The organism is Rhodococcus sp. GXMU-t2271 (genome assembly GCF_041414735.1).
Lineage (GTDB): Bacteria > Actinomycetota > Actinomycetes > Mycobacteriales > Mycobacteriaceae > Rhodococcus > Rhodococcus indonesiensis.
Map to the genome: position 1 here is coordinate 34,037 of NZ_JAUIZP010000059.1, position 26,449 is coordinate 60,485.

Annotated in this window: 27 protein-coding genes; 14 read left to right on the forward strand and 13 right to left on the reverse strand. The window is 72.1% G+C overall.

Features of this window, described 5'->3' with window-relative positions; translation table 11 throughout:
- Positions 1 to 18 precede the first annotated feature (18 nt).
- Both QYS60_RS20930 and QYS60_RS20935 read left to right on the forward strand, forming a co-directional pair.
- Positions 19 to 987, forward strand: coding sequence for an NADPH:quinone oxidoreductase family protein (locus QYS60_RS20930; protein ID WP_289381938.1), 969 nt, complete (start codon positions 19 to 21; stop codon positions 985 to 987).
- A 32-nt stretch (positions 988 to 1,019) separates the two neighbouring features.
- Positions 1,020 to 1,802 carry an enoyl-CoA hydratase gene (locus tag QYS60_RS20935; RefSeq protein ID WP_289381935.1) on the forward strand — a complete coding sequence of 261 codons (783 nt, stop codon included), beginning with the start codon at positions 1,020 to 1,022 and terminating at the stop codon, positions 1,800 to 1,802.
- Positions 1,803 to 1,811: 9 nt separating this feature from the next.
- Here QYS60_RS20935 and QYS60_RS20940 read toward each other — a convergent pair whose 3' ends face one another.
- From QYS60_RS20940 to QYS60_RS20955, 4 genes are all read right to left on the reverse strand, one after another.
- On the reverse strand, positions 1,812 to 2,459 hold the full coding sequence (locus tag QYS60_RS20940; RefSeq protein WP_054373410.1) for a TetR/AcrR family transcriptional regulator: 648 nt from the start codon (positions 2,457 to 2,459) through the stop codon (positions 1,812 to 1,814).
- A gap of 119 nt (positions 2,460 to 2,578) precedes the next feature.
- Positions 2,579 to 3,241, reverse strand: coding sequence for a histidine phosphatase family protein (locus QYS60_RS20945; protein WP_371384157.1), 663 nt, complete (start codon positions 3,239 to 3,241; stop codon positions 2,579 to 2,581).
- Positions 3,238 to 4,152 (reverse strand): prephenate dehydratase, encoded by a 915-nt coding sequence (pheA, locus tag QYS60_RS20950; RefSeq protein WP_289381932.1) that lies wholly within the window; start codon positions 4,150 to 4,152, stop codon positions 3,238 to 3,240. The genes QYS60_RS20945 and pheA overlap by 4 nt, the downstream gene beginning before the upstream one ends.
- Before the next feature lie 55 nt (positions 4,153 to 4,207).
- A complete protein-coding gene (locus QYS60_RS20955; protein WP_371384158.1) occupies positions 4,208 to 4,909 on the reverse strand; it encodes a hypothetical protein in 702 nt (233 codons plus the stop codon).
- A gap of 82 nt (positions 4,910 to 4,991) precedes the next feature.
- On the opposite strand from QYS60_RS20955, the gene QYS60_RS20960 reads away from it, so the two are divergent.
- Together QYS60_RS20960 and QYS60_RS20965 are read left to right on the forward strand one after the other, a co-directional pair.
- Complete coding sequence (locus QYS60_RS20960; protein WP_289382569.1) at positions 4,992 to 5,756, forward strand: DUF2470 domain-containing protein; 765 nt, start codon at positions 4,992 to 4,994, stop codon at positions 5,754 to 5,756.
- 65 nt (positions 5,757 to 5,821) lie between these two features.
- On the forward strand, positions 5,822 to 8,863 hold the full coding sequence (locus QYS60_RS20965; protein WP_371384159.1) for a kelch repeat-containing protein: 3,042 nt from the start codon (positions 5,822 to 5,824) through the stop codon (positions 8,861 to 8,863).
- Positions 8,864 to 8,879: 16 nt separating this feature from the next.
- Here QYS60_RS20965 and QYS60_RS20970 read toward each other — a convergent pair whose 3' ends face one another.
- The gene (locus QYS60_RS20970) at positions 8,880 to 9,149 is read right to left on the reverse strand and encodes a GlsB/YeaQ/YmgE family stress response membrane protein (protein WP_003939408.1); all 270 of its coding nucleotides are present in this window, start codon (positions 9,147 to 9,149) and stop codon (positions 8,880 to 8,882) included.
- 249 nt (positions 9,150 to 9,398) lie between these two features.
- Between QYS60_RS20970 and QYS60_RS20975 the strand changes: the two genes are divergently transcribed.
- Positions 9,399 to 10,202 (forward strand): CPBP family intramembrane glutamic endopeptidase, encoded by an 804-nt coding sequence (locus QYS60_RS20975; protein WP_371384160.1) that lies wholly within the window; start codon positions 9,399 to 9,401, stop codon positions 10,200 to 10,202.
- Positions 10,203 to 10,281: 79 nt separating this feature from the next.
- The gene (locus QYS60_RS20980; RefSeq protein ID WP_371384161.1) at positions 10,282 to 11,568 is read left to right on the forward strand and encodes an LCP family protein; all 1,287 of its coding nucleotides are present in this window, start codon (positions 10,282 to 10,284) and stop codon (positions 11,566 to 11,568) included.
- A 35-nt stretch (positions 11,569 to 11,603) separates the two neighbouring features.
- On the opposite strand, the gene QYS60_RS20985 is transcribed toward QYS60_RS20980, so the two are convergent.
- From QYS60_RS20985 to QYS60_RS21000, 4 genes are read right to left on the reverse strand one after another with little or no spacing between them, the layout of a single operon-like run.
- Positions 11,604 to 12,518 carry a DUF5926 family protein gene (locus tag QYS60_RS20985; RefSeq protein ID WP_371384162.1) on the reverse strand — a complete coding sequence of 305 codons (915 nt, stop codon included), beginning with the start codon at positions 12,516 to 12,518 and terminating at the stop codon, positions 11,604 to 11,606.
- Between the two features lie 9 nt (positions 12,519 to 12,527).
- Positions 12,528 to 13,301 (reverse strand): glycerophosphodiester phosphodiesterase, encoded by a 774-nt coding sequence (locus tag QYS60_RS20990; protein ID WP_003939404.1) that lies wholly within the window; start codon positions 13,299 to 13,301, stop codon positions 12,528 to 12,530.
- Complete coding sequence (locus QYS60_RS20995; protein ID WP_371384163.1) at positions 13,298 to 14,284, reverse strand: DUF4328 domain-containing protein; 987 nt, start codon at positions 14,282 to 14,284, stop codon at positions 13,298 to 13,300. Before QYS60_RS20995 ends, QYS60_RS20990 begins: the two co-directional genes overlap by 4 nt.
- The gene (locus tag QYS60_RS21000) at positions 14,284 to 14,625 is read right to left on the reverse strand and encodes a rhodanese-like domain-containing protein (protein ID WP_003939402.1); all 342 of its coding nucleotides are present in this window, start codon (positions 14,623 to 14,625) and stop codon (positions 14,284 to 14,286) included. The genes QYS60_RS20995 and QYS60_RS21000 overlap by 1 nt, the downstream gene beginning before the upstream one ends.
- A 469-nt stretch (positions 14,626 to 15,094) precedes the next feature.
- Here QYS60_RS21000 and QYS60_RS21005 point away from each other — a divergent pair, with 469 nt between their 5' ends.
- Entirely contained in the window at positions 15,095 to 16,021 is a 927-nt protein-coding gene (locus tag QYS60_RS21005; protein ID WP_371384164.1) for an LLM class F420-dependent oxidoreductase, read from the forward strand.
- A 13-nt stretch (positions 16,022 to 16,034) separates the two neighbouring features.
- Here the strand turns inward: QYS60_RS21005 and QYS60_RS21010 are convergent, their stop codons facing one another.
- From QYS60_RS21010 to QYS60_RS21020, 3 genes are all read right to left on the reverse strand, one after another.
- The gene (locus QYS60_RS21010) at positions 16,035 to 16,631 is read right to left on the reverse strand and encodes a hypothetical protein (protein WP_371384165.1); all 597 of its coding nucleotides are present in this window, start codon (positions 16,629 to 16,631) and stop codon (positions 16,035 to 16,037) included.
- Positions 16,632 to 16,772: 141 nt separating this feature from the next.
- A complete protein-coding gene (msrA, locus tag QYS60_RS21015) occupies positions 16,773 to 17,441 on the reverse strand; it encodes a peptide-methionine (S)-S-oxide reductase MsrA (RefSeq protein ID WP_003939399.1) in 669 nt (222 codons plus the stop codon).
- A gap of 9 nt (positions 17,442 to 17,450) precedes the next feature.
- On the reverse strand, positions 17,451 to 18,554 hold the full coding sequence (locus QYS60_RS21020) for an acyltransferase family protein (RefSeq protein WP_371384207.1): 1,104 nt from the start codon (positions 18,552 to 18,554) through the stop codon (positions 17,451 to 17,453).
- 275 nt (positions 18,555 to 18,829) lie between these two features.
- Between QYS60_RS21020 and QYS60_RS21025 the strand changes: the two genes are divergently transcribed.
- The 7 genes from QYS60_RS21025 to QYS60_RS21055 all read left to right on the forward strand — a co-directional run bounded on the left by QYS60_RS21025 (position 18,830) and on the right by QYS60_RS21055 (position 24,713).
- A complete protein-coding gene (locus QYS60_RS21025) occupies positions 18,830 to 19,453 on the forward strand; it encodes a superoxide dismutase (protein WP_003939397.1) in 624 nt (207 codons plus the stop codon).
- Between the two features lie 179 nt (positions 19,454 to 19,632).
- Positions 19,633 to 20,160 carry a hypothetical protein gene (locus QYS60_RS21030; RefSeq protein WP_003939396.1) on the forward strand — a complete coding sequence of 176 codons (528 nt, stop codon included), beginning with the start codon at positions 19,633 to 19,635 and terminating at the stop codon, positions 20,158 to 20,160.
- 254 nt (positions 20,161 to 20,414) lie between these two features.
- Positions 20,415 to 21,119 (forward strand): TMEM165/GDT1 family protein, encoded by a 705-nt coding sequence (locus QYS60_RS21035; protein ID WP_371384166.1) that lies wholly within the window; start codon positions 20,415 to 20,417, stop codon positions 21,117 to 21,119.
- A gap of 126 nt (positions 21,120 to 21,245) precedes the next feature.
- Positions 21,246 to 21,665 (forward strand): MarR family winged helix-turn-helix transcriptional regulator, encoded by a 420-nt coding sequence (locus QYS60_RS21040; protein WP_003939394.1) that lies wholly within the window; start codon positions 21,246 to 21,248, stop codon positions 21,663 to 21,665.
- The gene (locus tag QYS60_RS21045; RefSeq protein WP_371384167.1) at positions 21,662 to 22,882 is read left to right on the forward strand and encodes an MFS transporter; all 1,221 of its coding nucleotides are present in this window, start codon (positions 21,662 to 21,664) and stop codon (positions 22,880 to 22,882) included. Before QYS60_RS21040 ends, QYS60_RS21045 begins: the two co-directional genes overlap by 4 nt.
- A gap of 182 nt (positions 22,883 to 23,064) precedes the next feature.
- Positions 23,065 to 23,832, forward strand: coding sequence for an SDR family NAD(P)-dependent oxidoreductase (locus tag QYS60_RS21050; protein WP_003939392.1), 768 nt, complete (start codon positions 23,065 to 23,067; stop codon positions 23,830 to 23,832).
- 65 nt (positions 23,833 to 23,897) lie between these two features.
- Entirely contained in the window at positions 23,898 to 24,713 is an 816-nt protein-coding gene (locus QYS60_RS21055; RefSeq protein ID WP_371384208.1) for an alpha/beta hydrolase, read from the forward strand.
- A 49-nt stretch (positions 24,714 to 24,762) separates the two neighbouring features.
- Here the strand turns inward: QYS60_RS21055 and QYS60_RS21060 are convergent, their stop codons facing one another.
- Positions 24,763 to 26,355: a TM0106 family RecB-like putative nuclease gene (locus QYS60_RS21060; RefSeq protein WP_371384168.1), complete on the reverse strand. Its 1,593-nt coding sequence runs from the start codon at positions 26,353 to 26,355 to the stop codon at positions 24,763 to 24,765.
- Between the last annotated feature and the right edge of the window lie 94 nt (positions 26,356 to 26,449).

Sequence of the window (26,449 nt, forward strand, 5' to 3'; positions counted from 1 at the left end):
AGGACGGCAGGAGAGCCCATGCAGGCCGTGCAGCTGACCGACAGAACCGGGCCCGACGGCGTGCGGCTCGTGGACCTCCCCGAACCCGACCCACAGGGCAGTGTCCTCGTCGATCTCCACGCCGCCGGCGTCTCGTTTCCGGACCTGTTGCAGACCACCGCCGGCTACCAGGTCGTCCGCCCCCTGCCGTGTGTACTCGGCGTCGAAGGGGCCGGCGTCGTGCGCTCCGCCCCGGAAGGCAGCGGCCTGACACCGGGGCAGCGCGTCGCCGTGCTCGCCGCCGCGGGCGCGTGGCAGCAGACCGTCGCGGTGGCCCCGGAATCGGTGTTCCCACTTCCCGATTCGGTGTCCCTGACCGCCGGCGCCGGGTTCCTCATGAACTACCTCACCGTCCACTTCGCGCTGGACGAACGGGCCCGATACCGCGCCGGCGAGACGGTGCTCGTGCACGGCGCCGCGGGCGGTGTCGGCGTCGCCGCCCTGCACGTCGCGGCCGCCCTCGGCCTCGAGACCGTCGCGGTGGTCAGTACCGCGGAGAAGGCGGCGGTCGCGAAGGCCAACCGCGCCACCCACACCGTCCTCGCGGACGGCTTCAAGGGCCGGGTCCTCGAACTCACGGGCGGCCGCGGGGTCGACATCGTCCTCGACCCCGTCGGCGGGGACCGGTTCACCGACAGCCTGCGCAGCCTGGCACCGAACGGACGCCTGGTGGTCCTCGGCTTCACGGGTGGTGAGATCCCCACCGTCAAGGTCAACCGCCTGCTGCTCAACAACATCTCGGTCCTCGGCGCCGGCTGGGGCGAGTACGTGCGCACCTTCCCCGACTACACCGCCCGCCAATGGGCGCAGCTCGAACCGCTGCTGCGCTCCGGGGCCCTGCAGGTCCCCGAACCCACCGTCCACCCCATGGCGCACGCCGCCGAGGCACTGCGGTCGCTCGCCGACCGGACCGCGACCGGCAAAGTCGCCCTGAGCCTGCGCCCCTGATCGTCCCGAGCACCCGACCCCCGGAGGACCCTATGACCATCGACCCGATCGGTGTCGACGTGACCGTCGGCGACGGCATCCTGCGCATCACCCTCGACCGGCCCGCCCGGATGAACGCCGTCACCACCGCCACCCTCGAGGCCGTCGCCGACGCCTTCGAGAAGTACGCCGGCGACGACGCCGTGCGCGTCGCGGTCCTCACCGGCGCCGGCCGCGCGTTCTGCACCGGCGCCGACCTCGCCGGCAAGGACCTGTCCGCGCCGCCGTCGGCCGAGACCATCGACGCGGCCAACCGCACCGTCGCCGCGATCCGCGCCTTCCCCCGGCCGGTCGTCGGCGCCGTCAACGGTCCCGCTGCCGGCGTCGGTGTGTCCCTCGCCCTGGGCTGCGATCTCACCGTCGCGGCGGAGTCGTCCTACCTGCTGCTCGCCTTCACCCGGATCGGCCTCATGCCCGACGGCGGTGCGACGGCACTCGTCGCCGCGTCGATCGGCCGGGCCCGGGCGCTGAAGATGGCGCTGCTCGCCGAACGGCTGCCCGCGAGCGAGGCTCTGGCGGCCGGGCTGATCGCCGAGGTGTACCCCGACGACGGCTTCGCGGCCGCCGTCGACGCGCTCGCTGTCCGGCTCGCCGCCGGCCCCGTCGAGGCCTTCCGTTCCACCAAGGACGCGATCAACGACGCGACCCTCGGCGAGCTCGACAACGCGTTCGGCCGCGAACGGGCCGGCCAGCTCGAGCTGCTGGCGTCCGCGGACTTCCACGAGGGCGTGCGCGCGTTCCAGGAGAAGCGGACGGCGGTGTTCGGGCGGAGCTGAGCCCGCCTGTCAGGACGTCGAGGCAGGGGTGGCGCCGACCGTCTTGAGGGCGATCGCGACGTACTTGCGCGCCACCTCCTCCGGAGTCAGGGAGCCCTCGCGGTGATACCACCGCGGGATGGACTGGCACATGCCCAGCAACGCGCGGGTGGTCTCGGCCGGGTCGTCGACGTCGAACACCCCGCGCCGGGTCCCGTCCTCGACGATCTCGAGGACGAGCTTCTCGATCTCCTTGCGCACCGCGCGGTAACGCTGCCGGTTCTCGGGACTGAGGTAGCGCACCTCGCCCTCGAGTGCGGCCAGCCGGGGACGGTTCGTCATGCGCAGCACGATGGCCTCGACGGCGTTGGCGAGCCGCTGCACCGGGTCGTCGCCGCCGTCGGCGTCCGCGGCGTAGGCGCGCGCCATCACGTCACTGGTCGAGAGCTCGAGCAGCGCGATGAGCAGGCCTTCCTTGTTCTCGTGGTGGTAGTACAGGGCAGGCACGGTGACGCCCACCCGGCGGGCGATCTCCCGTACCGAGGTGCCGTGGAACCCGGTCTCGTAGAACGCATCGAGCGCCGCGGAGAGGATGGGAGTCAGCTCCATCGGCTCGAGACGTCGCCAGTCCGGCCCAGCGACACCGTCCGCGACGGTGCCGTCGGTGGAAGTTCCCATGTGCCGTACCCAACCTATCGATCGCTACATTCGGACGGCTCGAGGATACCCGTGCGCCGGCAGCACGCGGGACGCCTCCGCGCCCGGACGCTCCCGAGTGCGGACGGTCGGGCGCGAACTCAGCCCATCGGATCGTCGGCGCCGGCGCGTCCGGTGTCGTGGAACGGCCCATGGAAGGTGCCCCAGCGGACGCACTCCCAGCCGCCACCCGGCCGCGGGACCAGCTCGACGCTCTCGGTGTTGGCGAGGTGGTTGCCGGTCGCGAAGCTGCCCGGCACCCGGCCGAGGTGGGCGGCGACGAGGCGGATGGCGGCACCGTGGCTGACCACCACGACGTCCCCGGAACCGTTGTCGAGATAGTCGGCCCGCACCGACTCGACCACCGGCAGGTAGCGATCCAGGACCTCCATGCCCGATTCGCCGCCGGGCACCCGGTCGCGCAGGTCGCCGGTGTGCCAGGACTCGTACACCTTCATGAACAGCGTGTGGGATTCCTCGTCGCTGCGGTCCTCGAGCTCCCCGGCCTGCACCTCGTGCAGGCCTTCGCGGACGACGGTGGGCACCCCTGCGGCGAGTTCGACGTGCTCGGCGGTCTGCCGGGCGCGCAGGGCCTGCGAGGCGAACAGGGCTGTCGGCGGCTGCTGCGCGAACCCCCGCCCGAGGGTGCGGGCCTGCGCGACGCCGAGTTCGGTCAGTTCGGCGCCCGGCAGCTTGGTGTCGAGGCGACGCGCGACGTTCGCCACCGTCTGTCCGTGCCGGACCAGGATCAATCGGCCGCTCAACGCTCTTCCTCCCCGCGCCGCAGCCGTTGCAGCCACTGCGCATCCTCTTCGTCCGACACCGGGGCCACACCGTGCTGGGACACCGCCGCCCAGGAGCCGAGGAACCGCACCTGCGCGAAGCGGTGCAGCGCCTTGAGCGCCTCGGCGACGAGTGCGTCGTCGATGTGGCCGACACAGTCCAAGTGGAAAAAGTAGGTCCCGTATTCCTGGCGGGTGGGGCGGGACTCGATGCGAGTGAGGTCGATGCCGCGGGTGGCGAACTCGGTCATGGCCCGCACGAGGGAGCCCGGTTCGTTCGGCAGCTGCAGGATCACCGCGGTGCGGTCGACGCCGGTACGGGCCGGGGTGGCGGCGGGCCGGGTGGCCAGCACGAAGCGGGTGCGGGCGCCGGCGTGATCGGCGACGCCGTCGGCGAGGACCGGCAGGCCGAGTCGCTGCCCGGCCAGCGCGGTGGACACGCCCGCGTCGGCCTTGCCGGCCGCGACGTCCTCGGCGGCCCCGGCATTGGACGAGGCGGCCACCACCTCGGCGCGCGGCATGTGCTCGGCGATCCACTGGCGCACCTGCGCGGCGGCCACCGGGTAGGCGTGCACGGTGCGGGCGTCGCCGAGCGTGACGCCGGGCCGGCCCACGATCGTGAAGGCCACGTCCAGCTCGGTCTCGGCCACGATCTGCAGGCGCGGGCCCACCGCGAGGGCGTCCATCGTGGGGGGCACGGAACCCTCCACCGAGCTCTCGATCGGCACCACGGCGGCGTCGACCGCGCCGTCGCGCACGAGTTGCAGCGCCGCGGGCGGGCTGGCGGCCGACACCCGCTCGACCGGACCGTCGAAGGTTCCGGCGTCCTCGAACCGGGCGAGGGCCATCTCCGTGAAGGTTCCGGTGGGACCGAAGTAGGCGATGCGTGGCACGCCTAGAAGGGTACGCACCGAATTCGTCCGGACCCTGTCGTCGCGGCAAACGGAATCATCGCGGCGGCAGGCCGAGGCCGGCGAGGTCCCGCGCGACGGCCGCCGGGTCGTCGACCTCGACGGCGAGCAGGATCTCGCGCACCGCGGCCGCGGCCTCGGGAATCAGGCCGGTCAGCCGGGCGGGGTCGGGTGCGGCGAGCGCGGCGCGCACGTCGTCGCCGCGCAGGGCGGCGACGGTGGCGGCGAGCAGGGCGAGCACCTCGCCGGCGTCGCGAGCACGCGCGGCGAAGCCGGTGCCGGCATGGGCGAGGACGGACAGGAAGTCGGCGATCTCGCCGGCGTCGCGTCCGGCGGGCAGACCAGGACTGTGCCCGGCGCCGACGAGAGCGCGGGCCGTCTCGGGCAGGTCACCGGTGTCGACGTAGACGGTCAGGGGGGCGGGGACGGCGATCGCGAGCGCCTCGGCAAGCTCCGCCGCGGGGCAGTCGAGCTGGTAGCGGACCGGGGCCGGGTGCAGGCCGGACAGGTGCTCGGCGTCGGGCGCGACGTCGAGTTCACCGACGATCCGCAGCGCGGCGGCCGCCCCGGGAGCCTCGGTCAGCGCGGACACCGGCACCACGGGGTCGCCGATCGCGGCGTGGTCGGGGGCGTCGAGGGCATCGGCGAGGGTCGGGTGCCGACGAGTGAGCAGGGCGGTGAGCAGGCCGCGGGGCTCCTCACGGGACGGCGGCATTCCGAGCGTGAGCGGGATGGGCACCTCACCAGGTTAGTCGCCGGGGTGTTGCGACCCCGGTCACCATGACTTAGGTTTGCCTCACCTACTACCCGAGGAGGTTCCGATGCCGGCCACCACCGCACTCCCCGCGCCTTCCACCGCCGAGACCGTCCGCACCGCCGTGGTCCGTGCCGACTCGGCCGTGCTCGCCACCGACGGAGCCGCGCCCGTGACCACGGTGCTGCACCACCTGCACAGCGACGGCGACCTGTTCGTCGTCGTCCCCGACGACTGCGCTGCCGTCGCGCTGACCTGGCAGCAAGGCGCCGCGGGTCTGCATGCCGTGCTGGAACTGACCGACCATTCGCCGCTGCGCCTGCGCAACCCCGTCCGCTCGCTCATCTGGCTCCGCGGCACCGCTCACACCGTCGCCGAGCCCCGGCAGCTCGCCGCCGACATCGCCGCGATCCTGCCGCACCCCGCGCTGCTCGACGTCGGGCACCGCGCCGAACTGCTGCGCCTGCGGCTCACCTCCGTCGTCGCCGCCGACACCACCGGCGCCGAGGCCGTGGAGGTCGCCGATGTCCTCGCCGCCACCCCGGACCCGTTCGCCGCCGTCGAGTCCGCCTGGCTCGAGCACCTCGAGCAGGACCACAGCGACCTCGTCCACCGCATCGCCCGGCACATCCCCGCCGCCGACCGGCGTGGCCGCATCCGGCCCCTCGGCCTGGACCGCTACGGCCTGCGCCTGCGCCTCGAGTCCGGGCACGGCGACCACGACGTGCGGATTCCGTTCCCCGAACCCGTCGCCGACGCCGACTCCCTCGGTCGCGCCCTGCGCCGACTCGTGGGCTGCCCCTTCGCCAACGGACTGCGCGCCCGGCACTGATCTTCCCGCCCGCTTCGGCGGTATCCTCGAGTCAGCAGTGCGTCGCATGTCGAAAGCCGCAAACCATGGCCGATTTCGATCCGGAAGCCACCCGCCCCGCGGGACAGGGGATCGCGGCCGAACTCGCCGCGGCGGGATTCGACGACGCCCTCGTCGTCGGCCGCGGCGGCTTCGGAGTGGTCTATCGATGCCGGCAACGCTCCCTCGGACGCACCGTCGCGATCAAGGTGCTCTCCTCCGACCTCGACGCCGAGAACCGCGAACGGTTCCTGCGCGAGGGGTTCGCGATGGGTGGACTGTCCGGCCACCCGAACATCGTCAACATCCTCCAGGTGGGCGTCACCTCCACCGGCAGGCCCTACATCGTGATGCCGTACCACCCCAACGACTCGCTGGCGGTGCGGGTTCGCCGCGACGGGCCGATGCCGTGGTGGGACGTCGTCCGCGTCGGGGTCAAACTCGCCGGCGCCCTCGAGACCGCTCACCGCGCCGGCACCCTGCACCGCGACGTCAAGCCCGCCAACATCCTCGTCACCGAGTACGGCGAGCCACAGCTCACCGACTTCGGCATCGCCCGCATCGCCGGCGGTTTCGAAACCGCCACCGGCGCGTTCACCGGATCGCTCGCGTTCACCGCCCCCGAGGTGCTCGAGGGCAAGCCACCCACCCCCGCCTCGGACATCTACGGCCTCGGCGCCGCCCTGTTCGCCCTCATCACCGGCCGCGCCGCGTTCGAGCGACGCACGGGTGAGGAGATCATCGCCCAGTTCCTGCGCATCACCAGCCAGCCCATCCCGGATCTGCGCCCCCACGGCATCCCCGACGACGTGTGCACCGCCATCGAGCACGCCATGTCGGTGGATCCGGCCCGGCGGCCCGCCACGGCCGCCGACTTCGGCCGGGAGCTGCAGCAGACCCAGGCCCGGCACGGCCGCCACGTCGACGACATGGCCCTGCCGGGCGAGTCGCGGTTCCACGACCAGCCGACGGGCCGGCACCCCCTCGCCGGACCCCACCCAGCCGGGCCTGGCAGTACCGGGTCCGGCACAGCCGCGCCTGCCACGGTCACCGCGGTCTCCGCCGGGTCCGCCCCACCGCGCCCGAACGGTCCACCACCGTCGTCCGGTCCCCCGCCCTCCTCCGGTCCTCCGCCCACATCCGGGTCGCGGCCACCGTCCGGTCCACCCCGCCCGGGCGAGTCCCCCGCGCGACGGACCGTGCGTCTACCGGTTCTCCTCGCCGTGCTCGCCGTCGCACTGCTCGCCGTCGCGGCCACGGCCGTCTACGTGGCGACCCGGCAGGCCGGCGACGCCGGGACCGCCGCGGCAGGCGAGACCACCGAGGTCGCCCCGACTGCCGAGTGGCGACCGCTGCGCGACGCACCCACCGCCCGCCAGCAGACCGCCGCCACCGTCGCCGACGGCACCGTGTGGGTGTTCGGCGGCCTGGACGACTCCGGGGCGTCGCCCGCCCACGAGGGCTACGACCCGGCCATCGACACCTGGAAGGCTGGACCGGACCTGCCGATCCCGCTCAACCACGCGATGGCCGTCACGTGGGACGGCGTGCCCGTCGTCCTCGGCGGCTGGATCCCGGACGGGCCCGACCTCACCGCCACCCCGTCGAACCGGGTCTTCGCCGTCCGCAACGGTGAATGGGTGGAGATGCCGCCCATGCCCCGCGCCCGGGCCGCCGGGGCCGCCGTCACCATCGGGGACAAGATCTACGTCTTCGGCGGTCAGGCCGACGACACCCTGATCCGGCCCACCGACGTGTTCGACGGCACCGCCTGGAGCACGGTCGCCGACATCCCCACCCCACGCGAGCACCTCGCAGCCGCGACCGACGGCACCTACGCCTATGCGCTCGGCGGCCGCGACCTGTCCGCCGACAAGAACGTCGCCACCGTCGAACGCTTCGACCCCACCACCGGATCGTGGACCGCCCTGCCCGACATGCCCACCCCGCGCGGCGGGCTCGGCGCCACCTACATCGACGGCCGCATCGTCGCCGCCGGCGGCGAGGAACCCACCCGTGTCCTCGCCGACGTCGAGGCGTTCGACCTGACCACCGGGACGTGGTCCGAGCTACCGGATCTGCGGACGCCGCGGCACGGGCTGGCACTCGGTGCGGTCGGCGACACCGTCTACGCCATCGACGGCGCCACCGAACCCACCCACGCCGAGTCGACCTCCGTCACCGAGGCGCTGCAGATCCCGCCGCGCCGCGTCCAGCCCGGCCCGGCGTGGCGGCAGCTGCGCGACGCCCCCACCGCCCGCCAGCAGACCGCGTCCGCCGTCGCCGACGGCACCGTGTGGGTCCTCGGCGGTCTCGACAACAACGGATCCACGGCCCGGGTGGAGGGCTACGACCCGGCCATCGACACCTGGAAGGTGGGACCCGACCTCCCCCTTCCGCTCAACCACGCGATGGCCGTCGAATACGCGGACGAACTCGTGGTGCTCGGCGGATGGGTGCCCGAGGGCGCCGATCTCACCGCCCAGCCGTCCGATCGGGTGTTCGCGCTGCGCGGCGGGGAGTGGACCGAACTGCCCGCCATGCCGCAGGCGCGGGCCGCCGGGGCCGCCGTCACCATCGGGGACAGGATCTACGTGTTCGGCGGGCAGGCCGACGACACCCTCCTCACCACCACCGACGTGTACGACGGCACCAGCTGGAGCAGCGTCGCGGACCTGCCCACCCCACGCGAGCATCTCGGCGCCACCACCGACGGCACCTACGCCTACGCGGTGGGCGGCCGCGACCTGTCCGCCGACAAGAACGTCGCCACCGTCGAGCGGTACGACCCCGGCACCGACACCTGGACCGCCCTGCCCGACATGCCTACCCCGCGCGGCGGGCTCGGCGTCACCCATCTCGACGGCCGCATCGTCGCCGCCGGGGGCGAGGAACCCACCCGCGTCCTCGCCGACGTCGAAGCGTTCGACCTGACCACCGGCACCTGGTCCGAGCTGCCGCCGATGGGCGTCGCCCGGCACGGACTCGTCGTCGCGACCGTCGGCACCACCGTCTACACCGTCGACGGTGCGCAGCGGCCCACCCACGCCCAGTCCACCGCGCTCGCGGAAGCCCTCGACTTCTGGTGACAGGCCGCTCCGCGGATCAAGGCTTCGGCGTGGCGGAACGCGCCCGCCACCAGCCCACCGCACCCGTGACGAGCAGCGCCCCCACGAGCGAGCCGATGATCCCGCTCGGCCGTAGCGACAGTCCGTCGCCGGCCAGAAGACTGACGAGCAGCCCGCCGACGAACGACCCGGCGAGCCCGGCAGCGAAGGCGAGGGGCCAATTGATCCCTCCCGTCGACCTGCCCAGCAGCAACTGGGCCGCGGCGCCGACGACCATCCCGAACACGAGGATTCCGATGAGCAACATGGCGACAGCATAGACGCCGACTCCGAATTCGAATGATTATCGGAGCGAACGTCTTTCGTCATTCTCGCGGCTGCGGGGGTCCCGGCCGTCGGGCTGTCCGCCCGGGAGCGGGAGATACTCGCCTACCTCCGCACACCGAGGACGGCGGAGGAGATCGCCCCGCTCGATCTCCCGCAAGCCGGGCCTCGACTCCCGCCGGGACGCGATCAGGAGGTGAGCGGTCCGCGGCGACCCGGCACAATCGCGACCGTGACGATCCGCACCTGGCTGACCCCGCCCCCGCGCCGACCGGCCGAGCCCCTCGACCCGTCGGGCCGGCGCGCGTTGTGGATCGAGATCACCATCGTCCTGCTCGTCACGTTCGGCCTGAGCGGCCTGTCGTCGATGCTGTCGCTGCTCGAGTCGGCGCTGGCGCCGGCGCCGCTGTCCGACCAGACCGTGGCGCTGAACGTTCCCCGCTCGTCGCAGCAGTTCATCGACCTGGCCCGGCAGCTGCTCGGCATCGTGCGGCTGCTGGCGTGGGCGGCGCTGGGCGTGTACCTGCTCTGGCGCAGCGGCATCGGCCCGAGGGCGATCGGTTTCGCCCGCGACCAGTTCCGGCGTGGCCTGCTGCCGGGAGTGGGACTCGCCGCGCTCATCGGGATCCCCGGCCTCGGCCTGTACCTGGTGGCGCGCGCGGTGGGTCTCAACCTCACCGTCGCACCCAGCACCCTCGAGGACTACTGGTGGCGGCTGTCGGCGCTGGTGCTGTGGGCGATCGCCAACTCCGCCGCCGAGGAGGTCCTCGTCGTCGCGTACCTGATCACCCGGCTGCGGCAGCTCGGCTGGTCGGAGAACTCGTCCCTGCTCGCGTCGGCGCTGCTGCGCGGCAGCTACCACCTGTACCAAGGGGTCGGAGGCGGGATCGGCAACGTCGTGATGGGCCTGGTGTTCGGCCGGTACTGGCAGCGCACGTCGCAGCTGTGGCCGCTGGTGGTGGCGCACGCCCTGATCGACAGCGTCGCATTTGTCGGTTACCAGGCACTTCGCGGGCACGTGTCCTGGCTGCCCTGACCCGGCCTGCGTACATTGGGAGGTCGTGAACGGCGACCATCCCGACCCTCGACCCCGGCCGCCGCGGCAGCCTCCGCAGATGCCGCCGCCGCGCCGACCGGCACCGATGGACCGGCCCCCACCGCCGGAGGGACCGCAGATCATCCGCCGCGACGGACGTCCCCCCGGCCCGCAGCAGGCCTGGTCGCAGGCGCCCACCCCGCAGTACCGGCCGCCGGCGCCCCCGCCGCGGCAGCAGCGGCCGGCGCCACCACCACCGCCGCCGAGGCAACAGCGCGACTGGGCGCCCACCCAGACTCCCGAGCGGTACGACGAGCCGCGCCGCGCGGCGCCGCCCCCACCGTCGGCGCCCCCGCCGCGGCGCCGGCCCGCCCCGCCCGCGCCCGAACCGGCCCCGCGCCGCCGGCCCGGCGTCGCCCGTCGCGTCGTGCGCCGTGCCGCGATCGTCGTGCTCGTGCTGATCGCCCTCGTCGGCGCCGGTGCCGTCTACCTCGACGGCAAGCTCACCCGCGTCGAGGCGCTCGCCGACTACCCCGACCGCATCGGCGACACCCCGGGGACCAACTGGCTGCTGGTGGGCTCGGACAGTCGCACCGGCCTCAGCGCGGAGCAGGAGCAGGAACTCGCGACGGGCGGGGAGACCGGCCCGGACCGCACCGACACCGTCATCCTGATCCATGTGCCCAGCGGTGGCGGGCCCACCACGATGGTGTCCCTCCCCCGCGATTCGTACGTCCCGGTCCCCGGCCACGGCCAGGACAAGCTGAACGCGTCGTTCGCGCTGGGTGGCCCGTCGCTGCTGGTGCAGACCGTCGAGGGCGCCACCGGGGTGCACATCGACCACTACGCCGAGATCGGGTTCGGGGGCTTCGCCTCGATCGTCGACGACCTCGGCGGTGTGGACGTGTGCCTGCCGCAGGCCATCGACGATCCGCTGGCGGGAATCTCCCTGCCGGCGGGATGCCAGGAACTCACCGGTCCGCAAGCCCTCGGCTTCGTGCGTACCCGCGCGACGGCGCTGGCCGACCTCGACCGGATGAACAACCAGCGGTTGTTCATGTCCGCCCTGCTCAGCAAGGCCACCGGTCTCAGCACGCTGCTGAACCCGGTCCGGATGTGGTCGCTGGCCTCCGGGGTCGCCGGTTCCCTGCGGGTCGACGAGGGCGACCACATGTGGCACCTGGCCCGGCTCGGGTGGGCGATGCGGGGCGAGACGGTGACCGCCACCGTCCCGGTCGGCGGCTTCGAGGACGTCTCCGGGATCGGCAACGTGCTCGTGTGGGATCGGTCGCGAGCCGTCCCGTTCTTCGACGCCCTGGCCCGGGACGAGCAGATCTCACCGGAGTTGCTGACGCCGCCGTCGTGACCCGCGCCGGCCGGGTCGCTGCCGCCGGAACTCGCTCAGCGCAGAGTGACCTGACGGCTGCGCAGGCCGTCACGCGAGCGCCGTTCGGCGCCGGTGAGCGGCGCGTCCACGGCCAGCGCCTCGTCGAGCCGGGCACCGAACTCGGCGGTGGGTGCGACCCACTCGTCCGGGTGCCGCTCGGGATCGAGATCGAACACCGGCACGAGCAGCCCGTGGGTGCGGAACGACCCGGCGAACCGGGAACCGTCCCCCAGGTGCAGCCCGCCCGCGGCGTGTACGCGCGAGAGCGCGGCCATCAGCGCGTCCTCGTCCTCCGGTCGCACCCAGCGCAGGTGCGCCTTCTCCCCGGCGTCGACCCACCACGCGGCGACGAGTCCTTCGCCCTCGAGCCGCGCGGACGGCATGATCGCATCGTTGGCGTGCCGGACGGTGTTCGCGACGTCGGGCGAGACCTCGACGCCCTCGGGGATCCACCAGTCGAAATCCCGGTACACGGTGATCTCCGGGACGACGTCGACGTCGATCAGGTCGTGCAGGCGCGGCCGGTCCGGTCCGGGTTCGGCGACGGCGAGGGACGACCCGGCGTCCGCCTCCCGGGCCCACGCGAGCGCGGCGCCGAGTTCGGCGGCCGGGTCGGGGCCGGCGGCAGCGAGCTGCAGCCCGATGTACGCGGCGGTCTCGTCCCCTTCCTCGCGGACGAGAGCGGCGACGGCGCCGGGCAGCACCGTGGCCGCCCGGACGACCCGGCCGGGGGTTGTCGTCGGCAACGGGAACACCGCCGACGGCACGAATTCGCGCAGGGCCACCAGGTCGCATTCGAGGGCGAGACCCTCGAACGGCCGGGTGACCGTGGCGGCCTCGGCCTCCCGGGCGAGCCGCCGCTGCTCGAGCTTCGCGGCGCGGTTGCCGCCGGGCTTGGGTCCGCTGTTTCTCTTACTCTTCTTGGCCACGGCGCAAAACTACACGCCGCGGGAGGCGCCGAGCAGAAGCTTGGTGCGCCCCGGATGGTTGGTGGCCACCCAGCCGACGCCCAGGTCGCGGCACAGGTCGACGTCGGCGGGATCGTCGACGGTCCAGCAGTAGGTGGCGCGGCCCGCGGCAGCCGCCTTGTCGACGAGTTCGGGATGCTGACGCAGCGTGAAGATCGACGGGCCGATCGCGGTGGCACCGACGGTGGTGGCGGCACTGCCGCCGAGATAGCGCGACGTCTCGCCGAGCAGCACCGTCGGCAGCAGCGGTGCGGACCTGCGCACCCGCCACACCGCGGCCGCGGAGAACGACATCACGACCACGCGGGAGAAGTCCGCGGAGGCGGGGGTCGCGAGCCGGAAGCGGGCCAGCTCGGCGAGGAGTTTCGCCTCCACGAGACCGCCGTAGCGCACGGGATGTTTGGTCTCGACGAACAGCTTGACGGGCCGGCTGGTCCAATCGAGCGTCAGCTCGATCAGCTGCCGCAGCGTCAGCAGCCGCGCCGGCTCGCCGGGGGTGCCGTAGTCGAGTTCCTCGAGCTGGGCGAGGGTCATCTCGCTCACCATGCCGCTGCCGGTGGAGGTCCGGTCGACGGTGCGGTCGTGGATGCACACCAGATGCCCGTCGCGGGTCAGCCGTACGTCGCACTCGAGACCGTCGGCGCCTTCCTGCAGCGCCAGTTCGTAGGCGGCGAGGGTGTGCTCGGCCTTGGCGGCGGACGCGCCCCGGTGCGCGACGACCCGCGGTTCCCGGCCCCCGGTCACGAGGCCGGCACCTCGTCGGTGCGAGCGCCGACCGGTTCGATCGGAGCGATGGGCTCGTACTTCGGGCCGGTCGCCACGGTGTGCCGGGGCAGGCGACGAGGACGGCCGCGCAGATCGTGGTGGTCGAACAGCCGCACGACGTGCAGGGCCGCGACGGCGACGGTCGCGGCGAGGGCCGCGGTCACGGCGGCGAGCAGCACGCCGTCGGCCTGCGCCTGCAGGGCGTCCCGCTGCCGCCACAACACGTTGACGACGAACAGCACGCCGCCGAGCACCCACAGCACCCACCACGTACGCACGGCTCGTCGTAGCCGCGGGTCGTCGGGCCCGGTGACCTCGGTGAGAAAGACGCCGGGCAGCACGAGGTTCACTCCGGGCACGAGGCAGCCGAGCAGCAGCGACAGCCGGCTGCGCGGGTCGGTGAGCCCGCGGGCGGCGAACAGTCGTCGCCGCACCCGGATCAGGCGCAGCGTCGCCGCGACACCCGCGGCGAGGGCGACGGCGGGTCCGCACAGCTGGGTTGCCCACACCAGGGCGTCGGAGGCGGCGAGAGCGAGGGGGTCGACGAGGCGCGTGCGGTTGTACAGCAGCAGCCCGTACCGCACGGCCTCGGCGACTGCGGCGAGACCGAACACGACGGCCGCGCCCGCGAGGAGCGTCGGGGCGAGGTCGGCGAGGGTCTCCTCCCGCGACGGCTCCGCCGGTTCGTCGACCGGACGCGGGTCGGCAAGGCCCCAGCGCGGCACCTCGCGGTAGTGCGGGGTCGGTCCAGCGGACCGGCGCCGGGGCCGGTGGCCGTCCGCGGCGGACCGGGCCTGCGGCGGCCGTGCGACCCAGCGGAAGTTGCGGCGCCCCGGCAGCACGGGGGCGGCGGTGTCGTCGGGCGACAGCAACAGGCCGCGGCAGCCCGGGCACCACTGCCGGGGCTGCCAGGACACGGGCCAGCGGTGCCCGCAGCGGACGCAGATCTGGTAGGCAGCCATCAATAGATCTTCGCCGGGGTCTCGCCGTCGGCGGTGAGGGGTAGTCCGTTCTGCTGCCAGGACACCATTCCGCCGTGGACCTGAATAGCTTCGTAGCCGACGTGGGCGAGGTATTCGACGACGGCGAGGGAGCGTCCGCCCTGCCGGCACACGACGTACACCTCGGCGTCGATGTCGATCTCGTCCAGGCGGGCGGGAACGTCGCTCATGGGGATGTGCAGGGCCCCGGGCGCATGCCCGAGATCCCATTCGTCGGTTTCGCGTACGTCGAGCAGTACGACCTCGGGGCCGATCGGCGGCACGTCCGAGACGTTGACGGTGGGCACGTCGGAGAAGCTCACATCGTCAATACTGGCACGCCGCTGGGGCGTATGCAGCGAGCACAGGCATCCCGCGCGGCCCCGCCGAAACTGGAACCCGTCCGATTCGCCGGGTCCCGGGCCTCGCGTGAAATCGCCTCCGCGCGGGAGTTATCCACAGTTTCCACAGCTTCATCCACAGAAGGCACAGTTTCCACAGCGGCACATCGCCTCACTCCGGGAACATTTCGGCCGTGAGACGACGGCGTACCCACGTCATCCATTGCCCCACAGACATCTTCTGCACCACCACGCACAGCAGCGCGAAGATCGACCGCGTCGTCCGCTTCCCCGGCGGATCCGCGGGTGCGGCGAAAGGGCCTCGGGGACGAAACGTCGGGATCGGTTGCGCCCGAGGAGTGCGGCCGGCTCCCGTGCGGGTCCGTTCCGCCGAGAACGCCGGTGCGACGCCGACCCACATCGTCTTCGTCGAACTGAAATGATCGACGGCATGGAACTACGGATCTTCACCGAACCTCAGCAGGGTGCCACCTACGAGGACCTGCTCGTCGTCGCGCAGACGGCCGAGCGGCTCGGCTACGGCGCCTTCTTCCGTTCCGACCACTACCTCGCGATGAACTCCGCCGGCCTGCCCGGTCCGACCGATGCCTGGATCACGCTGGCCGGCCTGGCGCGGGAGACCTCCACGATCCGGCTGGGCACGCTGGTGACCTCCGCGACCTTCCGGCACCCCGGCCCCCTCGCGATCTCCGTCGCTCAAGTCGACGCCATGAGCGGCGGCCGGGTCGACTTCGGACTGGGCGCAGGCTGGTACGAGGAGGAGCACCTCGCCTACGGGATCCCGTTCCCTTCGCTCGGGGAGCGCTTCGACAAGCTGGAGGAGTCCCTGGCCGTGATCACCGGCCTGTGGCAGACGCCCGTGGGTGAGACCTTCTCGTACGAGGGAGCGCACCACCGCATCGTCGATTCGCCGGCGCTGCCCAAGCCGCACCAGCGTTCCGGTCCGCCGATCGTGATCGGTGGTGGCGGTAAACGCCGCACCCCGGCCCTCGCCGCCCGGTACGCGGACGAATTCAACATCCCGTTCCAGTCGTCGGAGGCGACCGCGGCCCAGTTCGCGCGCGTGCAGGAGGCGTGCCGCGCGGCCGACCGCGATCCCGCCGAACTGACGTACTCCAACGCGCTCGTGCTGTGCTGCGGTCGCGACGAGGCAGAGATCGCCCGCCGCGCCGCCCGGATCGGACGCGAGGTGGACGAGCTGCGGGAGAACGGCCTCGCCGGCACACCCGCCGAGGTGATCGACAAGATCGGCCGCTACGCCGAGGCCGGGTCGCAGCGCATCTACCTGCAGGTGCTGGACCTGGCCGACCTCGACCACCTCGAACTGGTGGCGCGGGAGGTCATGCCGGAGGTGTGACGAACCGGCTCGGTCAGTGGCTGCTGGTGGAACCGAGGAAGGCCGCGATCTCGCGGCTCCACTCCCGGCGGCGGGTGCGATCCAGCCGCCACCGGCCGTAGCCGAACACCGCGGCGGCGAGCAGGGCCGCGGCGCACCAGAGGGCGACCCCGACCAGGATCGCGGAGATCTTCGCGCTCGTCGCGCTCAGCGGCGCGAGAGCCTGTTCGCCGTTCGGATCGACCCAGACCTGCACGTCGGCGCCGGCCGGTGTGCCGTAGTCCACGGTCACGTCGCCCCGGCGCTTCTCGTCGCGCCACGTCCAGGTGGCGGGTGCGGACGCGGAGGCCGTCATCGCGAGTTCGCCGGCAGTGACGTCCGTGGTCTCGGCCGGGGCCTGCGTCGTCGCCGTCACGAGGGTGCGCTCGGCCGTCTGCTGCACGGCGAGGGCGGACTGGGTGTCCCAGGTGCGGGCGCCGACCCAGCCCGCGAGGGGGATAGCCGCCAGGAGAAGAACCAGCACCGCGACCGCGAGTCGCGCCTCGACACGATCGGTGCGCCGGACCAGCGGGTCGCGACCCCGCAGCCCTCGCCGCAGAACCCGCAGATACTCGCTCGTGTTCCCCGTCATCTCGGCCTCGATCCTCTCCCCCGCGACAGCTCCCTCACTCCAGAGTGATACGCACAGCTAAGGACTGCAAGGTGTCGCGGCCAACGTCACAGAAGCTCCGGACGTCGCCGCGGCCGATCCGCCCGGGACGGGACGCTGCCGTCAGGCGCCGAGCCCGACCGGGCAGCTCACCCCGGTGGCGTGGACGGGGCAGTACCCGTTCGGATTCTTCGCCAGGTACTGCTGGTGGTAGTCCTCCGCGTAGTAGAACTGCGTGAGCGGCGCGATCTCGGTCGTCACGGCGCCGTAGCCGGCGGCGGCGAGTCGGGCGCCGAAACTCTCGGCGGTGGCCTCGGCGATCTCGATCTGTCCCTCGTCGAACGTGTAGATCGCCGAGCGGTACTGGGTGCCGTGGTCGTTGCCCTGCCGCATGCCCTGGGTGGGATCGTGGTTCTCCCAGAACTGCTTGAGGATGCCCTCGTAGGAGATCACCTTCGGATCGAACACCACCAGCACCACCTCGGTGTGCCCGGTCCGGCCCGAACAGACCTCCTCGTAGGTGGGGTTCGGGGTGTATCCGCCGGCATATCCCGCGGCCGTGGAGTACACGCCCTCGAGCTGCCAGAACTCCTTCTCGGCTCCCCAGAAGCACCCCATCCCGAGGACGGCGGTCTGCATTCCGTCGGGGAACGGCGGAGTGAGGCGGTGTCCGTTCACGTAGTGGGTGTCGGGGACGGGCAGCGGCTCGGCGCGACCGGGCAGCGCCTGCTCCTGCGCGACCATCACCGATTTCGAACCCGCACGGGCGAGGATGTCGTCGAACCAGGACATGCCTCGATGTTACGCGCGCGGCTTATCCATGGGTTCTGCCTCGGCCGTGACCTGGGGCGACGGGCGGGGTGGGAGCCACCGGGCGCTGATCCAGCGGGCGGCCGGCACCTCGACGCCGCGGTAGAGCAGTTCGGAGACGGCCGCGCACACCACCAGGAAGGCGAGCACGGCCCCGGTGCGCCCGAGGTGGGCGACCGTGTTCTCGTACACCCGGTACAGCACCAGCGTGTGCACCAGGTAGATCGCGTAGCTGCGGGTTGCGGTCCAGTGCAGCACCCGCGAGCGGGCGAAGCGGCCGTCGATGCGGGAGACCAGCACCACGCACGCGGTGACCACGACGATGGTCCACAGGTAGCGGCTGCCGGCCCAGTACACGTGGTAGTCGGTAGCCAGGTGGATCACCTGGACCTGGGCGAGCAACGCGACGATCAGCCAGCGACGGGACGTCGCCCGTGCCCAGCCCAGGTACACGATCTGACCCAGGAACACGGTCGGCATCGTGGCCGCGACCTTGGACAGGAACGGCACGGTGTACGGCTCGGGCAGGTACAGGTTGTACAGCAGCACCAGCATGCACACCACTGCCCCGAGGACGGGGACGACGATGGGCCGGGTGCGCAGGAGCGGCTGGGCGGCCACGCAGTACAGATAGAAGGTGATCTGCACGGCGAGGGTCCAGGTGACCCCGAGCACCGCCACCTCGGGCTTCAGGAAGAACCCGCCCAGGAAGAAGCTGAGTACGGCTTCGACGTCGGAGACGCCGGTCTGGCCGCTGAACATGCCGTTGACCCCGAGCCGCACCAGCAGGATCGCGACCAGGATCGCAACCCAGAACGCCGGGATCAGCCGCGCGCTGCGGGCGACGAGGAAGCGGCGCGGTTCGTCGCGGATGGCGGAGCGGGTGATGAGCAGCCCGGTCAGGGTCATGAACATCGCGACGCCGAGGAAGGACAGGTGCTGGTTGAGACCCGCGCCCTCGACGAACACCCGGTACACGACGTCGATGACCCACCAGCCGGTGCCGAGGTCGTCGATCAGATAGAAGGAGATGTGCGAGTACAGCACCGCCAGGACCGCGATGGTGCGGAGCAGGTTCACACCCGGCAGGTCCACGCGCGGCGCCGGGGCATCGCGCGTCCCGTCGCTCGCGAAGGGCCGAAACACCCGCCGATGTTAAGCGGGCGTTCACGTGCCGGCCGAATTGCGCGGCGTTTCCGCAGGTAGACGACCCGTCTGCTCCAGGTCGACGTGGCGGCGCCCGATGTCCCGGCGCCGACCGGCTGCGGGGGCGATCTTGCAGAGGGTGTACTTATGGGTTTGGGTGGAAACCCAGGAGTACTTGAAAATCACGCACGGGCCCCACCGGGCCCGAACAGAAGGGACCCTTCGTGGCTGAGTACACACTTCCGGACCTGCCCTACGACTACGCCGCGCTCGAGCCGCACATCTCGGCGAAGATCATGGAGCTGCACCACAGCAAGCATCACGCGACCTACGTTGCCGGCGCCAACACCGCCCTCGAGAAGATGGCGGAGGCGCGGGAGAACGGCACGATGGCGGCGCAGGCCACCAAGCTGGAGAAGGACCTGGCCTTCCACCTCGGCGGCCACACCAACCACTCCGTCTTCTGGAAGAACCTGTCGCCGGAGGGTGGCGACAAGCCGGACGGTGAGCTCGGTGCCGCGATCGACGACGCGTTCGGTTCCTTCGACGCCTTCCGCGACCACTTCTCGGCGAACGCCAACTCGATCCAGGGCTCCGGCTGGTCCATCCTGGCCTGGGACTCCATCGGCCAGCGCCTGATCATCGTCCAGCTGTACGACCAGCAGGGCAACATCCCGATCGGCCTGACCCCGCTGCTCATGCTCGACATGTGGGAGCACGCCTTCTACCTGCAGTACCAGAACGTCAAGGCCGACTACGTCAAGGCATTCTGGAACATCGTCAACTGGGCCGACGTGCAGGCCCGTTTCGAGCGCGCCCGCACCCAGACCTCCGGTCTGCTGGTCTAGTCGCGTCGCACGCCGTGGAGGGGACGCCGGATTCCGGCGTCCCCTCCACGTGTTCGAGGGGCCTCGGACGTAGCTGGCACTCGGGGGCTCTTGTGTGCCAGCGGACGAAACGGTCATTCTTCACCTACCCAACGGCGTGTATCGGTCATCGACTGTGGTCACACCGAGGAGGTAGCGGGATGAACGGGAACGAACAGATCGGCCTCGCCGCCTTCCACACCGCAGGATCCCTGCGCGGATTCGTGGTGTCGGGGCGGTGGCCCGAGAGCACGCGCGAGTGGGCGCAGTTGCTCGCGGTGACGGTGCGGGTGGCGTCGCTGCCCGGCCTGCTGACCACCTCGACGGTGTTCGGGGTGCGCGAGGAGCTGCCGGACGACCCCGAGCCGGGCACGGTGGGCCTGGTCCTCGCGGAGGGACCGGTGATCGGCGACGAGGCGGTGGAACCGGGCCGGTTCGCGGCGCATCAGCCGCCCGCCCTGATCGTGCTCCACCCGCCGTCCGAGACCCGGCCGTCGCTGCCGGAGTGCACGGGGGCGGCCTCGGGCTGCGTGCTGCTGCCGGGGCTGCCGCACCTGGGTCTCGAACACCGGGCCGCGTGGGTGGAGGCGGAGGCCGACGGGACGGTGACGTCGCTGGTCAGCCGGGTCGGCGTGGACCCCAACAGCGATCCCGACACCGCGGTTCTGGCCATGCTGCTCGCCTCCTGACCGGTACCCGCAGCCGAAAGTTCGGGTTACCAAACTTGTTGGCGCCTTTGCGATTTCGCGCCGTGCCAATTATGGTTGCCTAAGCGAAGGGGAGTAGCCCGCAATCGCCCGGTCGACATACTGGCGTTCAGCCCGGCCCGGCGAACCGGAATCCGCACCGGTGGGCGAGACCTTCGGCCGTGACGCATCCGCGTCGCCCGGCCGGAGGAAGGTCCCCACCTCCTCCACATCGACACGAGGAGGAGCAACCCGGAATGTGGTCCGCCCTGGTTCTGAGTTTCGCCGTGGTGTTCGTGGCCGAGCTCGGCGACAAGTCGCAGCTCATGGCGATGACGTTCGCGCTTCGCTACCGGTGGTGGGTGGTGCTGTCCGGCATTCTCGCGGCCACGACCGCGGTGCACCTCGTCTCCGTCGCCGTGGGTCACTACCTGGGTCTTGCGATCCCCACCTCGGCCATGGCGGTAGTCGGCGGCCTGGCCTTCCTGTTCTTCGGCCTGTGGACACTGCGCGGCGACTCCCTCGACGAGGACGAGCAGGGTAAGGCCGCCCGCGTCACCCGCTCGGCCTTCCTGGCCGTCCTGTCGGCCTTCTTCCTCGCCGAACTCGGCGACAAGACCATGCTCGCCACCATCACCCTGGCCGCGGACAACGACTGGGCCGGCGTGTGGGTCGGCTCGACGGTCGGCATGGTGGCCGCCGACGCCCTGGCCATCGTCCTCGGTGCCGTCCTCGGCAGGCACCTGCCGGAGAACGCGATCCGGCTGGCGGCGGCGGCGCTGTTCTTCGGGTTCGGCGCCTGGATGCTCGGCGAGGGCCTGGTCCCCGGCTCGCCCGTCGGCCCCGTCGCAGGCGGTGCGACGTTCTCCCTCGCGCTCGCCGCCGTGGCCGGTCGTGCCCTGCTGCGCCGCCGCGCCGAAGCTCGACCGGTCCCCGTTCCCTCGGACTCCGCCGAACGGTAGAGCGCGCACCCCGGACGCCTACGCGGCCGCCTCCCCAGGAGTATGCTTGCCGATAGGCAACTAAATGGAGGTGGCATCACGACCGCACACGATCGCTTCGACGAAGAAGACGTCAACCGCCTGCGCGTGGCGCTCGGCCGCATCGCGCGCCGCGTCGACCGCCGCACCACCGGGGCGGGTGGACTCACCCGCTCCCAGTTCTCGATCCTCGCCACCGTCGCCCGCCGCGAGACCGTCGGCGTGCGCGAACTCGCCGAGATCGAGGGCCTCAACCCCACCATGCTCTCGCGGATGCTCGGCAAGCTCGAGGACGCCGGGCTGCTCACCCGCTCCCCCGATCCCGACGACAAGCGCGTCGTCCGCGCCCACATCACCGACACCGGTGCCCGCACCTTCGCCGACCTGCGTCGCATGCGTACCGCGGTGTTCACCGAGCACCTCGCGGAACTGTCCCCCGATCGGCTCCACGCCCTGCACGACGCCCTGCCGGCGCTGGAAGCGCTCGCCGAGCAGATGTGCCGTCGCTCCGCAGAGGAACGCCGATGACCGTCCTCGCCGACCTGCGCGGACAGACCTTCGCCGCCTTCCGCGGCGCCAACTTCCGTCGCTACATCAGCGGACAGGCGATCTCCCTGATCGGCACGTGGATGCAGACGGTCGCCCAGTCCTGGCTGGTGCTCGAACTCACCGGTTCCGGCACGGCCATCGGCCTCGTCCTGGCCCTGCAGACCGTGCCGATGCTGCTGCTCGGCCCCTACGGCGGTGTGGTCGCCGACCGCGTCGACAAGCGCCGGCTCATGATCGGCCTGCAGTCCGCGATGGGCGTGCAGGCCCTCGTCCTGGGTCTGCTCACCGTCACCGGCGCCGTCCAGCTGTGGCACGTCTACGTCCTCGCCGTCGGCCTCGGCCTCGAGCAGTGCTTCGAGAACCCCGCCCGCCAGTCGTTCATGCTCGAGCTCGTCGGGCCGGAGGACCTGCGCAACGCCGTGAGTCTGCAATCGGTGCTGGCGTCCGTCGCGCGCCTGATCGGCCCGGCCGTCGCGGGACTGATCATCGCCGTCGGCGGCCTCGGGGTGTGCTTCCTGCTCAACGCGCTCAGCTTCGTCGCCGTCGTCGCCTCGCTCGCGGGCCTGGACCTGTCCCTGCTGCGCCCGTCGCCACCCGCCGCCCGTGCCCGCGGGCAGCTCCGCGAAGGCTTCGCGCACGTGCGGCAGACCCCGGCTCTCGCGGTTCCGTTGCTGATGATGGCACTGGTGGGCTGCCTGGCGTACGAGTTCCAAGTGGTGCTGCCCGTCGTCGCCCGACAGACCTTCGATGCCGGCGCCGAGACCTACGGATTCCTCACCGCCGCGATGGGTGCGGGTGCCGTCGTCGGCGGTCTCGCCGTCGCCACCTGGGGTCGCACCGGCACGACCGCTGTGGTGGTCACCTCCGCAGTGTTCGGCGTGGTGCTGCTCGCGGCCGCGGCAGCGCCCACCCTCGAGCTCATGCTCGCCGCGATGGTGCTGGTCGGCGTCCTCAGCGTCGCGTTCACCGCCACCACCAACAGTTCCCTGCAGCTCGCCGCGGCCCCCGGCATGCGCGGGCGGGTGATGGCGCTGTTCGCCGTGGCCTTCCTCGGCTCCACCGCCGTCGGCGGCCCGATCGCGGGGTGGGTCAGCGAGCAGTGGGGCGGGCGGGCCGGGCTGCTGCTCGGCGCCGCGGCGTGCCTCGTCGCCGCCGGAATCGGCGCGATGCGCCTCGGACGTGGCGACCGGCGGTAGGTTCCGGCTCTGCGCGCCGGCGGGTGTCGAGCGGCTCCACCGGCACCGGCAACCACGTCCGCGCCCTCCCCAGAGGACGGCATGCGGCCCGCCGCCGCGCACCGAGCGGAGCTAGCGCGCGCTAAGGTGCCACCGTCGACAAGGCGCACGCCGAACGGTGGCGCCACGAAAGGAGCACGGCAGTGGAAATTCAGGGAACCGCCGCACTGGTCACCGGCGCGGCGTCCGGTCTCGGCGCAGCCACCGCCCAGCGTCTCGCCGACGCCGGCGCGACCGTCTTCGGTCTCGACCTCGCACAGTCCATCGAACGCGTCGGTGACAAGGCGCCCGCCGGCGTCACCCTCATCGCCACCGACGTCACCAGCGCCGAGGACGTGCAGGCCGCCGTCGACCAGATCGTCGCCTCGGGCGTGCCGCTGCGCATCGTCGTCAACTGCGCCGGCGTCGGCTGGGCCGGCCGGGTGCTGTCGAAGAACGGCCCGCACGACCTCGAGCTGTTCCGCACCGTCATCACCGTCAACCTGCTCGGCACGTTCAACGTGCTGCGCCTGGCAGCCGACGCGATGTCCAAGACCGAGCCCGTCGACGAGTACGGCCAGCGCGGCGTCATCGTCAACACCGCCTCCGTCGCCGCGTTCGAGGGCCAGATCGGCCAGATCGCGTACTCGGCCTCCAAGGGCGGCGTCCACGGAATGACCGTCCCCGCGGCCCGCGACCTGGCCCAGTACGGCATCCGGGTCAACACCATCGCCCCCGGCATCGTCGACACCCCGATGCTCGCCGGCGTCACCGAGGAGTACCGCAAGGGCCTCGAGGCGGGCGTGCCCTTCCCGTCCCGCCTCGCCCAGCCGGCCGAGTACGCCCAGCTGGTGCAGATGATCGCCGAGCACGACTACCTCAACGGCGAGACCATCCGCATGGACGGCGCGCTGCGCATGGCGCCGCGGTAGGCGGCTCCGCCGCCGGTGTGTCCTTCGGGTTGCCAGGGCCGCCCGAAGGACACACCATGCAACTCATGCGCCTGGTATGGCTCGTGGTCGCGGTCGTCGCGGTGCTCGCCTCGGTGCTGTGGTTCGGGCAGCGCAGGCTGATCTACCTGCCCGACCGGTCCCCGCCCCCGCCGGCGCAGTCGCTGATCCCCGGAGCCCGCGACGTGCGGCTGACGACCTCCGACGGGCTCGAACTCGGCGCCTGGTTCGTCCCGGCCGGCAACTCCGAGCGCGGCTTCACGGTGCTGCTCGCCTCGGGCAACGGCGGCAACCGCCTCGACCGCGCTCCGCTGGCGACGGCACTCGCCCAGGCGGGTTTCGACACCCTGCTCTTCGACTACCGCGGCTACGGCGGCAACCCCGGCCGCCCGAGCGAGGACGGCCTCGCCCGCGACGTGCGCGCCGCCCGGCAGTACCTCCTCGAGCGCGAGAACGTCCCTCCGGACCGGCTGCTCTACCTCGGGGAGAGCCTGGGCACCGGGGTGGTGACCGGTCTCGCCGCCGAGCATCCACCCGCCGGCATGCTGCTGCGCTCGCCGTTCGTCGATCTGCCCACCGTCGGCCGGCACCACTACCCGCTGCTGCCCACCGCGCTCATGTGGGACCGCTTCCCGGTCGCCGAGACCGTCGCGCGACTCGACGTGCCGATCACCGTCGTGTACGGGACCGCGGACACGATCGTCCCGCCCGGGCAGAGCGAAACCGTGGCCGCCGCCGCCCGTCGGCTCGTCGAGAAGGTGGCCCTGCCGGGCGCCGAGCACAACGATCCCGTGATGTTCGGCCCACCGGTGGTCGACGCCCTGATCAGGCTCGCCGAGGCGGTGCCGCCCCCGCGGCAGTGACCTGGCGCCGCACCGCGGCAGTGACCTGGCGCCGCACCGCGGCAGTGACCTACAGGTCCGAGATGTGCGGGATCTCGTGCACCGCACGCTCGCTCATCCACTCGCGGAGCACCTTCGTGGCGATCACGTCGTCCTCGTTGTACTCGAGCAGCCGGCGTCGCTGCTGCGGGTCCGGATCCCCGTCGTAGCCGACGGCCTCGCGGTACCAGCTCATCGACGCCTCGCCGCCGGCCTCCTCGTCGCGCCAGCGGTGACCCGCGATCGGCGCGATCTTCTTGAGCCCCTTGCCGTTCGGGCACACGAACTGATCGGTGACGACCTGGTAGATGTCCACCCACTGCGGCGAGTCGATGAACTCGCGCACCTCGGCCTCGGTCGGCACCCCCGGGAAGCCGGCGAACCGGCGGGCCGAGCCGAGCAGCCACTTGTCCTCCGCGGTACGGGAATAGCAGTAGGCTGCAAAGGTTTTGCCGCTCGCCGCGGCGGCGGCGCGCTCCGCGGACAGCCACGTCCAGAACTCCGCGAACGAGCGGGCCTCGTCGTCGGTCGGCACCGGATCCCAACTGACGAACGCCCGGTACGCGGAGATCCCGTCGACGTTGAGCAGCGTGCCCCACAGGTACGCGCCGTGCTCGTGGTAGCTCTCCATGTCGATGTCGATCTCGATGTCCGCCCGTCGCACGTGCACGTGGTCGTGCCGTCGCACCAGCGGCGCACCCGCCAGCCACGCCTTGGCCACCACGACGGTGTCCTCGAACGAGCCCTGCGGCCAGACCTCGGGCGGGTCCCCCTCCCAGCGGGCCAGCTCGTCGATCGTGTGCACACCCAGCTCGCGCAGCACCGTCGCGCGTTGCCCCGGCGCCACCAGGGACACGTCGTGCGTCGCGCTCAGTTGCTCGCGGCACCGTGGCCACCACGGGCAGGTCTTGCACTCCCCGATCTGCGACGGTTCCGTCGGGGTCTCGCCCCGGGCGATCGCGAGCCGGTCGGCCAGCCGCGTGTCGTAGTCCTCGAGAATCGCGCCGAGGTCGTGCACGAGGATGCAGTCGCCGCCGTAGCCGATGGCGCCCCCGACCTGCGCGGGGCTGGCCAGCCCGTGACGCTCGAGCATCCGGTACAGGTGGGCCACCCGCATCTGGTCGCGCACCTGCCCGCGCACCTTGCGGGTCTCGTCGACCATCGGCTCCCACACGAACAGCCCCGAGGTCGTCGCACCGCGGCCCGGGTCGGTGACCTTGTGATTGACCACGATCACCGGGATGTAGCCGCCGCGCTCGACGTCGCGCAGCAGGATTTCGGCCCGGCCGCGCCGGCCGGTGTCGGGTTCCGCCGGCAGGACCGCGCCCCAGATCCGGTTCACGCCGCGACGGCACGCGTCGAGGGTGGCTTCGGCGCGCCGCGACGCCGGTCCCTCGGGATCGATCCACACCCACTCGCCGGGGTTCGCGTCGAACAGCCGCTGGCGCACGGCCTCGCGGTGCGTGGCCGCCGCCTCCTGCCGCTGCTTGGCTCCCGGGTGCTCCGGGGCCGCGCTCAACGCGTCCGGAAAAGCCGCGTCCAGATGGACACGGTGCCGGCACCGGGTCAGCGCGCTCGCCTCGATCAGGACCGGCGAGGTCCGCCTCTCGCTGGATACGTTCACAGTGAAGAACAGTATTCGCCCACCTAGGATCAACCGGAAACGACCGTCACGGATAGGCTGATCGTGGCGCCGTGGGCGCCGTACACCGAATGGA

Bases quoted from the DNA above. Each gene is read 5' to 3' on its own strand.
- QYS60_RS20930 (WP_289381938.1), top strand. From the start codon at position 19: ATGCAGGCCGTGCAGCTGACCGACAGAACCGGGCCCGACGGCGTGCGG.
- QYS60_RS20935 (WP_289381935.1), top strand. From the start codon at position 1,020: ATGACCATCGACCCGATCGGTGTCGACGTGACCGTCGGCGACGGCATC.
- QYS60_RS20940 (WP_054373410.1), bottom strand. From the start codon at position 2,459: ATGGGAACTTCCACCGACGGCACCGTCGCGGACGGTGTCGCTGGGCCG.
- QYS60_RS20960 (WP_289382569.1), top strand. From the start codon at position 4,992: ATGCCGGCCACCACCGCACTCCCCGCGCCTTCCACCGCCGAGACCGTC.
- QYS60_RS20965 (WP_371384159.1), top strand. From the start codon at position 5,822: ATGGCCGATTTCGATCCGGAAGCCACCCGCCCCGCGGGACAGGGGATC.
- QYS60_RS20970 (WP_003939408.1), bottom strand. From the start codon at position 9,149: ATGTTGCTCATCGGAATCCTCGTGTTCGGGATGGTCGTCGGCGCCGCG.
- QYS60_RS20980 (WP_371384161.1), top strand. From the start codon at position 10,282: ATGCCGCCGCCGCGCCGACCGGCACCGATGGACCGGCCCCCACCGCCG.
- QYS60_RS20995 (WP_371384163.1), bottom strand. From the start codon at position 14,284: ATGGCTGCCTACCAGATCTGCGTCCGCTGCGGGCACCGCTGGCCCGTG.
- QYS60_RS21005 (WP_371384164.1), top strand. From the start codon at position 15,095: ATGGAACTACGGATCTTCACCGAACCTCAGCAGGGTGCCACCTACGAG.
- QYS60_RS21010 (WP_371384165.1), bottom strand. From the start codon at position 16,631: ATGACGGGGAACACGAGCGAGTATCTGCGGGTTCTGCGGCGAGGGCTG.
- msrA (WP_003939399.1), bottom strand. From the start codon at position 17,441: ATGTCCTGGTTCGACGACATCCTCGCCCGTGCGGGTTCGAAATCGGTG.
- QYS60_RS21030 (WP_003939396.1), top strand. From the start codon at position 19,633: ATGAACGGGAACGAACAGATCGGCCTCGCCGCCTTCCACACCGCAGGA.
- QYS60_RS21035 (WP_371384166.1), top strand. From the start codon at position 20,415: ATGTGGTCCGCCCTGGTTCTGAGTTTCGCCGTGGTGTTCGTGGCCGAG.
- QYS60_RS21045 (WP_371384167.1), top strand. From the start codon at position 21,662: ATGACCGTCCTCGCCGACCTGCGCGGACAGACCTTCGCCGCCTTCCGC.
- QYS60_RS21055 (WP_371384208.1), top strand. From the start codon at position 23,898: ATGCGCCTGGTATGGCTCGTGGTCGCGGTCGTCGCGGTGCTCGCCTCG.